The 12,205-nt window shown below is 73.8% G+C and carries 10 protein-coding genes; 6 read left to right on the top strand and 4 right to left on the bottom strand.

Annotated elements, in window-relative coordinates; genetic code table 11:
- Positions 1-169: 169 nt before the first annotated feature.
- The 4 genes from ACZ6NC_RS20495 to ACZ6NC_RS20510 all read right to left on the bottom strand — a co-directional run bounded on the left by ACZ6NC_RS20495 (position 170) and on the right by ACZ6NC_RS20510 (position 4,363).
- On the bottom strand, positions 170-2,467 hold the full coding sequence (locus tag ACZ6NC_RS20495) for a peptidoglycan binding domain-containing protein (RefSeq protein WP_465734685.1): 2,298 nt from the start codon (positions 2,465-2,467) through the stop codon (positions 170-172).
- Positions 2,468-2,704: 237 nt separating this feature from the next.
- Positions 2,705-3,166: a DUF6113 family protein gene (locus ACZ6NC_RS20500; RefSeq protein WP_465734687.1), complete on the bottom strand. Its 462-nt coding sequence runs from the start codon at positions 3,164-3,166 to the stop codon at positions 2,705-2,707.
- A complete protein-coding gene (mshB, locus tag ACZ6NC_RS20505; protein WP_465734689.1) occupies positions 3,163-4,137 on the bottom strand; it encodes an N-acetyl-1-D-myo-inositol-2-amino-2-deoxy-alpha-D-glucopyranoside deacetylase in 975 nt (324 codons plus the stop codon). The genes ACZ6NC_RS20500 and mshB overlap by 4 nt, the downstream gene beginning before the upstream one ends.
- Before the next feature lie 31 nt (positions 4,138-4,168).
- Positions 4,169-4,363 (bottom strand): DUF2304 family protein, encoded by a 195-nt coding sequence (locus tag ACZ6NC_RS20510; protein WP_030307746.1) that lies wholly within the window; start codon positions 4,361-4,363, stop codon positions 4,169-4,171.
- A 314-nt stretch (positions 4,364-4,677) separates the two neighbouring features.
- Between ACZ6NC_RS20510 and ACZ6NC_RS20515 the strand changes: the two genes are divergently transcribed.
- The 6 genes from ACZ6NC_RS20515 (at position 4,678) to ACZ6NC_RS20540 (ending at position 12,075) form a co-directional block, all read left to right on the top strand.
- The gene (locus ACZ6NC_RS20515) at positions 4,678-6,831 is read left to right on the top strand and encodes a S9 family peptidase (RefSeq protein WP_465734692.1); all 2,154 of its coding nucleotides are present in this window, start codon (positions 4,678-4,680) and stop codon (positions 6,829-6,831) included.
- A gap of 182 nt (positions 6,832-7,013) precedes the next feature.
- The gene (locus tag ACZ6NC_RS20520; protein WP_465734694.1) at positions 7,014-7,970 is read left to right on the top strand and encodes an ABC transporter ATP-binding protein; all 957 of its coding nucleotides are present in this window, start codon (positions 7,014-7,016) and stop codon (positions 7,968-7,970) included.
- Complete coding sequence (locus tag ACZ6NC_RS20525) at positions 7,967-8,689, top strand: ABC transporter permease (RefSeq protein WP_465734696.1); 723 nt, start codon at positions 7,967-7,969, stop codon at positions 8,687-8,689. Before ACZ6NC_RS20520 ends, ACZ6NC_RS20525 begins: the two co-directional genes overlap by 4 nt.
- A gap of 8 nt (positions 8,690-8,697) precedes the next feature.
- Entirely contained in the window at positions 8,698-9,966 is a 1,269-nt protein-coding gene (locus ACZ6NC_RS20530; RefSeq protein ID WP_465734698.1) for a sensor histidine kinase, read from the top strand.
- A gap of 117 nt (positions 9,967-10,083) precedes the next feature.
- On the top strand, positions 10,084-11,649 hold the full coding sequence (gene murJ / locus ACZ6NC_RS20535) for a murein biosynthesis integral membrane protein MurJ (protein ID WP_465734700.1): 1,566 nt from the start codon (positions 10,084-10,086) through the stop codon (positions 11,647-11,649).
- A 75-nt stretch (positions 11,650-11,724) separates the two neighbouring features.
- Complete coding sequence (locus ACZ6NC_RS20540) at positions 11,725-12,075, top strand: hypothetical protein (RefSeq protein ID WP_465734702.1); 351 nt, start codon at positions 11,725-11,727, stop codon at positions 12,073-12,075.
- Positions 12,076-12,205: the final 130 nt, after the last annotated feature.

Below are 12,205 nucleotides of genomic sequence, written 5' to 3' on the forward strand. Positions count from 1 at the left end.
TTTCTGTTTTCCCTCCTCGGGGGTGGCGGCCGCCCCGGGCGGGGGTTGGGCTCCTCCCCCTGTCGGGGGCAGGGGCGGGTGGGTGGTTGTGCTCCCCCCCCCCCCCCCCCCCACCTCCAGGGGCGGGCCCGCCCCTCGGCGGAGCCTGTTCGGGCGGTGGTGAAACCGCTCAGACGACGGTGAACTTGAAGGTGCGGTCCTTGTCGCCGGTCTTGTCCAGCACGGAGGTGATGGCGTCGGCGACGTCCTGCGGGGTGATCGCGGCGGGCTGGCCGTTCTTCTTGACCTTCAGCTTGTCGAACACGGTGCCCAGCTGGCCGCCCAGCGCGTCGAGGTCCCACTTGGGCACGATCTTGCCGGAGGCGTCGGGCACCAGGGTGAGCGTCTTGGGGGCGGTCTTCGGGCCGAAGTCCCAGGTCTTGGCGCCGGCCACGAGGTGGATCTTGCCGTTGACCGCGGACTTGCCGAGGCTGTCGGCGGCGGCCTGCAGGGCCTGCGGGGAGACCTTGGGCTGGGCGGCCGTCACGGTGAGCGCGACGGGCTGCTCGGGCTTGCCGGCGGCGCGGTCGCGGTAGGCCTGCTCGACCTGGTCGACGGCGGACGCGGAGTCCACCGCCTGGCCGGCCTTGCCGGGCACCACGACCGGCTCGCCGTTGTCACCGAACTTGACGTAGCCCTCGGTCAGGCCCTGCCCCGAGCCGGCGGCCAGCGCCTCCAGCGCGGCCTTGAGCTTGGCCCGGTCCACCTTGACCTCCGGCGGCACGGCCTTCTCGTCGCCCTTCAGTGAGGTGATCACATCGACCGGGCTGTACGAGTGCTGGGTGAGCTTGTCCACGGTGGCCGTGGTGTCGAAGCCCAGCCCGGCGACGGCCGGGTCGAGGTCCAGGGTCTGGTCGCCGACCTTCAGCTTGACCGGCTGCTGGCCGGCCTTGCCGACGCTCTCGTCGAGCTGGTGGATCGCCTGGTCGCGGTTGCTGCCGCCGATGTCCGTGCCGAGCACCACGGTGCCCTTGGGGATGTCGGACTGGTTCATCATCAGGCCGGTGCCGTACGCGGCGGCGCCCAGGAAAAGCACACCGCCGATGCCGTAGACGCCGAGCTTGACGAGCTTCTTGCCGGTGCCGCCCCGCTTGGCCTTGGCGGCCCCGGTCTTGGGGGCCGCCGGCGTGGCGGGCCCGTCCGGCCGGGGGCCGGGCGCGGGGACGGGTACCGCGGCGGGGCCCGCGGGGGCCTCGCCGTCCGGGCCGGCGTGCGCGCCGGGGCGCGGCTGGGCGGGGGAGGTGTTGAAGGGGTCGGCCGGGGCGGCGGGCTCGCCCTGGCGGCCGGGGGCGCCGGGGAAGAGGCCGCCGGGCGCGGCGCTGCCGTACGGCTCGGCACCGGCCGGGGGCCGCTGGACCGCGAACGGGTCCGTACCGGCCGGGGCCGAGGCGAACAGGCCCGGCTGCGGACGGCCGTTCTGCGGGGCGCCCTGCTGGGGCCGGCCGTTCTGGGACAGACCGGATATGGCGCCGGGCGGCGGGGTGTCCTCGTGGATCGGCTCGAAGCCGTCGACCGAGGTGTCCTCCGGGTTCGCCGCGTCGGGCGCACCGCCGGCGGGCCGGCCCGGGCCCTGCGGCTGCGGACGGCCGCCACCCTGCGGGTTGCGGCGCGGCAGGTCGCGGCTGGGGGCGAAGGGGTCGGCGGGCGCGCCCTGGGTGAACGGGGCGTCCTCGTACACGCCGGCCTCGTCGGCCGGGGCGTCCGGTCCGGCGCCGAACGGCGAGGCCGGCGCACCGGTGGGGCGCGGGGCGGGGGCGGCGGCCTGGGCGGGCAGCGGGCGGCCGCCCTGGCGGGCCGCGCCGGGGCCCTGCTGCTGCGGACGGCCGGCGTTCTTCGGACGCGCGCCGTTCGGGCGGGCCTCGGTGCCGGCGGCGGGCTCGGCCGGTGCGGCGGCAGCAGGGGCGCCCGGGGCGCCGGCCGGGACCGGGGCGGGGGCGGGATCGGCGGCCGAGCCCTTCTTCTGGCGCGGCCGGAACCAGGCGCCGGTGGACTCGGACTCCGAGGTCGCCGGCGGGATCTCCCACTCGGGCGGCAGGTTCGGCGGGGTCGCCGTCCGGGCGCTGCCGTCCATCACCCCGAGCACGGGGGAGGCCGAAGCGGCCGAGCGGTGCCGGGGGCCGGCCGGCTCGGAGGCGGCCGGCGGGTTCTCCTCGCCGGGTCCGTCCTCGGTCTTGACGGTGGAGCGGACCACCACCGGCGGGATCGGACGCGAGCCGGGGATGTTGATCCGGACCCGCGTGGTCAGCGTGGTCTCGGTCTTCGGGGCCTCGTCCTCGTCACCCGGCGCCGAACCCTCGACGGCACCGGCACCCGCACGGTCGCCGCCGGGGAATCCCGGTGTGCCGTAGGGCGGGGTGCCCGACGGGTAGGCGTCCGGGCCCGTGCGCCGAGGCGTCGGGTGGGCGTTCTCAGATTCGCGGCTGCTCAATGCTGCTCTGCTCCGGGTTCGCGGGCGGGCCGTGCGGCGCGACCGCGGTTCGTGGGCGCCGGGCCTGGCGGGCGGCGGTCGGGTACGGCGTTCTGCCGCACCACCATACTGGGAAGAACTGACCGGTGAACCGGTTCGGATAGAACCTGATACGTCCGGTTCCTCCGGTATGAGAGTACGGCCGTGTGGTCCTGACTGCTCGTCGTACGCGGTACCGTACGCGGCCCGGTGGGGCGGTCAGCGAGGGGGGCCGGGCACCCCGGGGAACCAGCTGGTCCGGGTCGGCAGGGTGGCACAGATCACGCCCAGGATCGAGCCGACGAACAGCCAGGCGAGCGACGTGGCATTGGTCCAGAGCACATTGTCCCCTTCCGGGCGAGGGACCATCAGGAGCAGCAGGGCGATGAACCAGCCGGCCGCCGGCAGTGCCGCGCCGAGCCGGGTGCCGGTCACCCGCAGGCCCGCGTAGAAGGTCGCGGCGGTCGCGGCGAGCGCCAGCAGGACTCCCACGGGCGGCCACAAGGCCTGCACAAATGCTCCGCAGACCGACACCGCGATGCCCAGCAGGAAGAACAGGACATAAGCCGCGATCCGCCCGGCCAACGGGGGCTGGGGCTCATTCAGGCGCTCGTTCCGGGTGCCGAGGACGGCCACCGTGATCGATCGGCGGGGCGCCTTCGTCTCGGTCGGCTCGGTCATCGGGCGCTCTCCTCGACGGTGCGGGCCGCGGTGCTGCGGGCCGGGTTGCTGCTCCGGTCCGCGGCGGCGAGGTCCGCGGTGCTGTCGTCCGCGGCGGTGTCCAGGCCGGCGAAGAGGTCGCCCTCGGGCCGCTCCGGCCCGGCCTGGCCGCGCACCAGCTGGTAGTACTCGGTGGCGATCAGCGGCTGGCCGAGGTTGTTGGAGAGCGTGAACGACGCGCCGTGCACGATGATCTGGGTGGCGTGCGCGGCCATCGCAGCCGCCTTGGGGGCGGCGTACGCGGCGCCGTCCAGCACGGTGGTGACCACCGCGTCGTCCACCACGCCGGGGACGTCGGTCTGCTGTGCGACGCCGGGGAAGCGCGCCTCGGCGGCGGTCCGGGCGAGGCCCTGCTCGATCACCGAGCGGGGCATCCGGTTCCAGTACACCTTGGCGATCCGCCAGGCCGGGCCCAGCTCGGGCCGCCAGGCCGGGTCGGCGGCCAGCTCGTAGGCGCGCATCGCGACCCGGTGCGCCTGGATGTGGTCCGGGTGCCCGTAGCCGCCGTTCTCGTCGTAGGTGACCAGCACCTGCGGCCGCACCTCGCGGACCACCGCGACCAGGTGGCCGGCCGCCTCGTCCACGTCGGCCTGCCAGAAGCAGCTGGGCGCCTTGTTGTCGGGGACGCCCATCATGCCGGAGTCGCGGTAGCGGCCCGGGCCGCCGAGGAAGCGGAAATCGGCGACGCCGACCGCGCGCATGGCGTCGGTCAGCTCGCCGATCCGGTGCGGGCCGAGGGCGTCCTCCCGGTCCGCTGCCAGGTGGGCCAGCTCCGGCGGGATCACCTCGCCACCCTCGCCGAGGGTGCAGGTCACCAGGGTGACGTGCGCGCCCTCGGCGGCGTACCTGGCCATCGTGGCGCCGTTGCCGATCGACTCGTCGTCGGGGTGGGCGTGGACCAGGAGGAGGCGGCGGCCGGTAGTCACGGTCATGGGAGGAAGCCTAACGACCGGCGGCGGGCGGCTAGAGCTTCAGGCCGTTGATCATCCCGGCGAGGTTGCTGGTGACCTGGCTGATCGAGGGGGCGATGGAGCTGGACGCCAGGTAGAAGCCCAGCAGTGCGCAGACGATCGCGTGCGCGAGCTTCAGGCCGGAGCGGCGGATCAGCACCACCACGATGACCAGCATCAGCATGGCTGCGGAGATGGACAAAGCCATGTCGGTTCACACCCCTTCTCGGGTGCGCCACCCCCTCGGGAGGGCGGCGGTCGGGACCGTGGGGACCTGCGGCCGGGTGACCGCGGCCCGGGACGGGGCTTGACGATCACTCGTTGGACCAGTCATACCCGATGAGTGAGGGGAGCATTACGTTCAGTGAGTCTGCACGCGCCGGGGCATCGGTGTACGACGGGGGCGTACAGGCCGGTCGGAAGGGGTGTGGGTCCGTTCGGTGCACACTTCCGGGCGATGCTCCGAACGAGTGATCACAATCCGCCGGGCGGTGGCACCGGAACGTCATAAGGTCTGGTGCCATGACCTCCCACACCCCTGCGGACACCTTCCCGAGGCAGTACGCGCGCACCCTGCGCTACACCGTCGGCGCGCCCCGGTCGTTCTCCGTCGCATCCGACGGCTCCCGGGTCGTCTTCCTCCGTTCGCGATCCGGCAGCGACCGCGCCAACCTGCTCTGGACCATCGACACCGCCACCGGCGAGGAGCGGATCGCCGCCGACCCGGCCGTCCTGCTCGGCGGTGGCGAGGAGGACCTCTCGCCGGCCGAGAAGGCCCGCCGCGAGCGCAGCCGCGAGGGCTCGGCCGGCATCGTCGGCTACGCCCTGGACGGTGCCGGCGCGCTGGCCGCCTTCGCCCTGTCCGGCCGGCTGTTCACCGCCGACCTGGTCGCCGGCACCAGCACCGAGCTGCCCGCCGAGGGCCCGCTGCTGGACCCGCGGCTCTCCCCGGACGGCACCTTCGTCGCGTACGCCAACACCGCCGGCGAGCTGCGGCTCACCCGCACCGACGGCACCGCCGACTGGGCCTTCGCCGAGCCCGACGGCGCGAACGTGAGCTGGGGCCAGGCGGAGTTCATCGCCCAGGAGGAGATGGGCCGCGACCGCGGCTTCTGGTGGTCCCCCGACAGCGACCGGCTGCTGGTCGAGCGGGCCGACGACAGCCCGGTGCGCCGCTGGTGGATCGCCGACCCGGCCAACCCCGGCAGCGAGCCCGCCGAGATCGCCTACCCGGCCGCCGGCACCGCCGACGCCGAGGTCGGGCTCTGGGCCCTCGGCCTGGACGGCACCCGGGTCGAGGTCGACTGGGACCGCGCGGCCTTCCCCTACCTGGCCCGGGTGCACTGGTCGAAGGGCGGCGTGCCGCTGCTGCTCGTCCAGGCCCGCGACCAGCGCAGCCAGCAGATCCTCGGCGTGGACGTGGAGACCGGCGCCACCGAGGTGCTGCACGAGGAGCGCGACGACGCCTGGCTGGAGCTGTTCCAGGGCGTCCCGGCCTGGACGCCGGACGGCAAGCTGGTCCGGATCGGTGACGAGGGAGGCGTACGCGCGCTGGTGATCGGCGACCACGCCGTCACCGGGGCCGACCTGCACCTGCGCTCGGTGCTCGCCGTGACGGCGGACGAGGTCTTCTTCACCGCCTCCGGCGGCGCCGAGGAGACCGACCCCGAGCCCGGCTGGATCGCCGTCGGCCGGATCGGTCACGACGGCAAGCGGCTCGGCTGGGAGGCCGCCAACGGCCGGCCGTTCACCTCCGTCAGCACCGCCGTGCACGCGGCGGGGATCACCGTCCGGGCCACCGCCGAGCCCGACCTGCCCGGCACGCTGGTCCAGGTCGCCCGCGACCTGCCGGAGGGCGTGGTGGTCGACGACATCGCCGCCATCGAGTCCTACGCCGAGACCCCGGTGATCACCGCCCGCCCGGTCTTCCGCTACGCCGGCGAGCGCCGCATCCCCGCCGCCGTCTTCCTGCCCACCGGCTACGACCGGGAGCGGGACGGCCTGCTGCCCGTCCTGATGGACCCGTACGGCGGCCCGCACGGCCAGCGCGTCGTCCAGGCGCACAACCCGCACCTCAACTCGCAGTGGTTCGCCGACCAGGGCTTCGCGGTGATCGTCGCCGACGGGCGCGGCACCCCCGGGCGCGGGCCGGCCTGGGAGAAGTCGATCGCCTTCGACTTCGCCGGCGCCACCCTCGACGACCAGGTGGACGCGCTGCACGCGCTCGCCGAGGAGTTCCCGCTGGACCTCGGCCGGGTCGCCATCCGCGGCTGGTCGTACGGCGGTTACCTCTCCGCGCTGGCCGTGCTGCGCCGCCCGGACGTCTTCCACGCGGCCGTCGCCGGGGCGCCGGTGACCGACTGGGAGCTGTACGACACCCACTACACCGAGCGCTACCTCGGCCACCCCGCCGAGCGGCCCGAGGTGTACGCCGCCAACTCGCTCAGCGGGTACGCGGCCGGGCTGGAGCGCCCGCTGATGATCATTCACGGTCTGGCGGACGACAACGTGGTGGCCGCGCACACCCTGCGGCTCTCCTCGGCCCTGCTCGCGGCCGGCCGGCCGCACACCGTGCTGCCGCTGTCCGGCGTGACGCACATGACCCCGCAGGAGGAGGTCGCGGAGAATCTGCTGCTGCTCCAGGTCGACTTCGTGAAGAAGTCGCTGGGGATCTGACCCCTTCCCCTGCTGATCTGCTGACCTGCGGCTTCGGCGGCCGGTGCCCGTGATCCGGGTACCGGCCGCCGGCATGACATCCGTCATGGGGAAGGCACGACGGCGGGCACTGCCGCCCTACCGGGCCGGCGCGGGACTCTGAGGTGGTGCGAACGACACCAGCAGGGGAGAGGACCGGGGCGATGGGCACAGAGGTGGCAGCCTTCCGGGGCGTCAGCAAGAACTACGGGCGGGTGCGGGCCGTCGACGGCCTCGACCTGGTGCTGCGGCCGGGCGAGACCGTCGCCCTGCTCGGCCCGAACGGCGCCGGCAAGTCCAGCAGCCTGGACCTGCTGCTCGGCCTGCGCGAGCCGGACCACGGCACCGTCTCGCTGTTCGGCGGCGCCCCGCGCGACGCGATCACGGCCGGCCGGGTCGGCGCGATGCTGCAGAGCGGCGGGCTGATGGCCGACGTCTCGGTCCGCGAGCTGGTGAGGCTGGCCTGTGACGTCCACCCGCGCGGCCGGGCCGTCAAGGAGGTGCTCGCCGACGCCGGGATCACCGAGCTGGCCGAGCGCCGGGTCGACAGGCTCTCCGGCGGCCAGGAGCAAAGGGTCCGCTTCGCCCTGGCGATCGCCGGCGCCAACGACCTCATCGTCCTGGACGAGCCCACCACCGGCATGGACGTCTCCGTCCGGCAGGCCTTCTGGGCGAGCATGCGGGCGCAGGCCGACGCCGGGCGCACGGTGCTGTTCGCCACCCACTACCTGGAGGAGGCGGACTCGATCGCCGACCGCGTCCTCGTCCTGCACCGGGGCCGGCTGATCGCCGACGGCACGTCCGCGGAGATCAAGGCGAAGGCCGGCGCCCGCCGGATCACCTTCGAACTGCACGACGTGGACGGCCCGTTCGAGGAGTCGCTGCTGCGCACCCTGCCGGGCACGCTGGCGCTGGACGTCAGCGCCCGGGTGCCGGGGGTGCGGACGGTCCGGATCCGGACCGCCGACGCCGACGCGGGCGTCGCCGGGCTCTACCGGGCGGGCCTGTACCCGCGCGGCCTGGAGGTCACCGGCCTGGGTCTGGAGCAGGCCTTCCTGACCATCACCGGCGAGCAGGACGCCGCCGGCACCACCGAGTTCGCGACGGAGGCCGTGCGATGACCACCCTGATCCGGCTGGAGATCATGCGCACCCTGCGCAACAAGAAGTACCTGCTCTTCACGATCCTCTACCCGGCGCTGATGTACTTCTTCTTCATCAACGCCTACGGCACCGGCAAGGCGGCCGGCGGCCTGCCGGTGAAGACCTACTTCATGGTGTCGATGGCCACCTTCGGCGCGGTCGGCTCGGTGCTGACCGGCAGCGCGCAGCGGATCTCGCTGGAGCGCAAGAGCGGGTGGACCAGGCAGCTTCGGCTGACCGCGCTGCCCGGCCGGGCGTACACCGTGGCGAAGATCGCCTCCAGCGCGGTGACCACACTGCCCGCGATCCTGGTGGTGTTCGCGGTCGGCGCGACCCAGGGCGTGCGGCTGAGCGCGGGGCAGTGGGCCGGCCTGGCGGCCGCGCTCTGGCTGGGCAGCTTCGTCTTCGCGGCGCTCGGGGTGGCGTTCGGCTACGCGGCGGCGCCGGACTCGGTGCAGACCATCGTGATGATCGCCTACATGGCGATGGCGCTGTTCGGCGGGACGTGGTTCCCGGTGACCGGCACGCTGGAGAAGTTCGCCCGGTTCGACCCGGTGTACCTCTACAACAAGCTCGCCACCTTCACCCAGCCCGGGCACTCGCTCGACCTGGTCGCGGTGGCCGGTCTGGCCGGCTTCCTGGTGGTCTTCAGCGCCGGCGCGGCCGCGCTGTACCGCCGGGACACCCGGCAGGCATGATGGCGGCCATGTCAGACACGCCCCGCGCCCACCGGACCGACGAGCAGCCGGAGGTGGGGGCGGGGCGCGTGTCGTTCATGAACGTCCCCGGTGCTCCGGTGGAGAACCGGCGGCAACTGCTGGTCAAGGTCAGCTGGATGCTGCTCTGGATGGTCTACCTCCTCTACCCGGTGGGCGACCTGCTCCAGCACAGGCACACGACGGCCGCCACGGTGGCGGGCTGGATCGCCCTGGTGGCCTTCGTCGGCTGTTACATCAGCCTGGTGGTCTTCCGCTCGACGGCGAGCATGCGGCCACGGGCCTGCCAGGTGGTGGTCGCGGCGATGGTGGTGACCGCCGTGGGGAGCGCCTTCGCCCTGGGCACCGCGTGGCTCACGCTGTTCACCTACGCCTCGGTGAGTGTCGCGATCATCGCGCCGGTGCGGTACGCGCTGGCCGGGGTGGGCGCCATGGCGGGGCTCACCGTCGTGACCGGGCTGCTCAGCCACGCCGACCCGGGTGACATCCCCACCATCGCGCTCACCGCCTTCCTCTCCGGCGTCGCCATGACCGGGCTGCAGAGGCTGGTCACCACCATGCGGGAGCTGCGCGAGGCGCGGGCCGCCGTCGCCCACCTCGCCGCCTCCGAGGAGCGGCTGCGGCTGGCCCGGGACCTGCACGACCTGCTCGGGCACTCGCTGTCGCTGATCACGCTGAAGAGCGAGCTGGCCGGGAGGTTCATGGACGGCGGCAAGGACGAGGCGGCGCGGGCGCAGGTCGCCGACATCGAGAAGGTCGCCCGGCAGTCGCTGATCGACGTCCGGGAGGCCGTGACCGGGTTCCGCCGCCCCACCCTGCCGGTCGAACTCGCCGCGGCCCGCACGGCGTTGGCGGCCGCGCAGGTCCGGCTGGAGGCGGCGCCGGAGCTGGTGGACGCCTGGCCGGGGCTGGCCACGGAGGAGGCGGGCGCGCTGGCCTGGGCGCTGCGCGAGGCGGTCACCAACATCGTCCGGCACGGCGAGGGTGCGACGCTCTGCACCGTGCGGGGGGACGAGGTGTGGGAGGGCGGCGGCGAGCGGTACGCCGTCCTGGAGATCACCGACAACGGGGCCGGGTCGGGCAAGTCGGCGCCGGGGAACGGGCTTTCCGGCCTGGACGAGCGGCTGGCGCTGGTCGGCGGCCGGCTGGAGACCGGGCCGGGCGAGCGTGGGAAGGGCTTCCGGCTGAGGGCGCTGGTGCCGCTGCGGACGGTCTCGATGTCCAACGTGGGTCAGGCGTCCAACATCTCCCAGGGGTAGGGGGGTTCGAGGACGGCCGCTCGTCGACCTGCTGCGCTCGCGCGGCGGCAGGGTGACTCGTTTGCGGACAACTCCGGCCGAGCACAACCTCGTTGGGGCCGACGGGGGAGGCCGCCCGTGCAGCGTCTGCGCCACCGCGAGCCGCGTCGTCGGATACCGCCCAGCCTGGTGATGGCCGCCGGCACCCTCGTCTCGCGGGCCACCGGCTTCGTCCGGGCGGCGCTGGTCGTCGCGGTCCTCGGCTCCGGCCCGCTGGCAGACGGCTACAACGTCGCCAACACCGTCCCCAACATCCTCTTCGTGCTGCTCATCGGCGGCGCGCTGAACACCGCCCTCGTGCCGCACCTGGTCAAGACGGCACGGGAGTCCGAGGACGGCGGGGCGGCCCACATCGACCGGCTGGTCAGCCTGCTGGTGACGGCGCTGGTCGTCATCACGGCGGTGGTCGTGCCGGCCGCGCCGCTGATCGTCCGCGCCTACACCTCGTACGGCGGCGGGCAGTTGGACCGCACGGTGCTGCTGGCCTACCTCTGCCTGCCGCAGGTGTTCTGCTACGGCCTGTTCACCGTGCTCGGCCAGGTGCTCAACGCCCGGCAGCGGTTCGCGCCGATGGCGTGGGCGCCGGTGCTCAACAACCTCGTGGTGATCGCCGTCTTCGGGTCCATGCTGGGGGCGCGGTCCTTGAGCGATGCCCAGATGCTCCTCCTCGGCGCGGGGACGACGCTCGGCGTGGTCGTGCAGAGTCTGGCCCTGCTGCCGGCCCTGCGGGCGGCCGGGGTGCGGCTGCGCCCGCGCTGGGACTGGCGCCAGGCCGGCCTCGCGGACCCGCTGCGCGCCGCCGGGTGGACGCTGCTGCTCGTCCTGACCGACCAGGCCGGCTACTGGGTGGTGACGCGGCTCTCCACGGCGGTCGGAGCAGAGGCCGAGACGGCGGGCGTGGCCGGGGGCGTCGGCTACACCGCCTACAGCAGCGCGTACCTGCTCTGGATCGTGCCGCACGGCGTGACGACGGTGTCGCTGGTGACGGCCGTCCTGCCGGGTATGAGCGCGGCGGCGGCCGGGGGCTCGCTGTCGCAGGTACGTGACCTGGCCTCGCGGGCGCTGCGGACGGTGGCCGTGGTGACTGTCCCGGCCGCATGCGGACTCGCCGTACTGGCACCGCAGTTGGCGCAGGTCGCATTCGGGCACGGGAAGGCCGGGGAGGCGGACGTGCGGGCCATCGGATGGATGCTGACGGCCTTCGCGCCCGGGCTGGTGCTCTACTCGGCGGCCTACGCGCTCACCCGCCTCTTCTACGCGATGCGGGACAGCCGGACGCCGTTCCTGCTCAACCTGCTGCCCGTCGCGGCGGCCGCCGCCGGCTCGCTGCTCTGCTACGAGTGCCTGCCGCTGCGCTGGGCGGTGACGGGGATGGCGGCCTGCTACGGCGGCTCCTTCCTCCTCGCGGTGGGTGGGGCGGCGCTGGTGCTGCGGCGGCGGCTGGGCGGGCTGGGCTCCGCGCGGATCCTGGGCGCGCATGTGCGGCTGCTCGTTGCCGCTGTCCCGGCCGGGGCGGCCGCCTGGGCCGGGGCGCGGATGGTTGAGCAGGCGTGGGCGGGGTTGGCGGTGGCGTTCTTCCTCCTCGGGCGGTTGCTGCGAGTGGAGGAGCTGGCCGTGTCGACCGCGCACCTGCGTCGTCGTTGACGCCACGCGGGGGCGTATGCCCACCCTCCTGAAGGAGCCCGGAACCGAGCCTGCCGCGGCGGACGTGTACCAATCATGTCCACTGCTCTCGTTCTTGGAATCGACCCGCACGCCATCCCGGGCACGGACGGCGACGCCTTTCGCGCAGCCCTCGACGCCGAACTCGCCCGCTTCGGTGACCACGGCATCGACGCGGCCATGGCGCTGATCGCCCTGGATGGCTCTGCCGAAGCCACGGTGATCGCGGCCCTGACCTCGCGCGAGTGGGACGTCGTGATCATCGGCGGTGGCATCCGCAAGACCGAACAGTTGCTCCCGCTCTTCGAGCAGGTCGTCAACCTGACCCGCCGCCACGCTCCGAGCGCCGCGATCGCCTTCAACACCAACGGCGGCAACAGCGTCGAGGCTGCCAAGCGCTGGCTGTAAGGGCTGTGGTGGAGTGGGAAGTCGGCCGGTCCGACCTCCCACTCCACGAGTCGATGCTCAGGGCACGTAGTCGTAGCCGATGGTGAAGCGAGTCGGCAGGCAGCACTCGGTGTACTCGATGACGCCCTGC

Source organism: Kitasatospora sp. NPDC041988 (assembly GCF_055588525.1).

Bases quoted from the DNA above. Each gene is read 5' to 3' on its own strand.
- ACZ6NC_RS20525 (WP_465734696.1), top strand. From the start codon at position 7,967: ATGACCACCCTGATCCGGCTGGAGATCATGCGCACCCTGCGCAACAAG.
- mshB (WP_465734689.1), bottom strand. From the start codon at position 4,137: ATGACCGTGACTACCGGCCGCCGCCTCCTCCTGGTCCACGCCCACCCC.
- ACZ6NC_RS20510 (WP_030307746.1), bottom strand. From the start codon at position 4,363: ATGGCTTTGTCCATCTCCGCAGCCATGCTGATGCTGGTCATCGTGGTG.
- ACZ6NC_RS20530 (WP_465734698.1), top strand. From the start codon at position 8,698: ATGTCAGACACGCCCCGCGCCCACCGGACCGACGAGCAGCCGGAGGTG.
- ACZ6NC_RS20540 (WP_465734702.1), top strand. From the start codon at position 11,725: ATGTCCACTGCTCTCGTTCTTGGAATCGACCCGCACGCCATCCCGGGC.
- ACZ6NC_RS20520 (WP_465734694.1), top strand. From the start codon at position 7,014: ATGGGCACAGAGGTGGCAGCCTTCCGGGGCGTCAGCAAGAACTACGGG.
- ACZ6NC_RS20500 (WP_465734687.1), bottom strand. From the start codon at position 3,166: ATGACCGAGCCGACCGAGACGAAGGCGCCCCGCCGATCGATCACGGTG.
- ACZ6NC_RS20515 (WP_465734692.1), top strand. From the start codon at position 4,678: ATGACCTCCCACACCCCTGCGGACACCTTCCCGAGGCAGTACGCGCGC.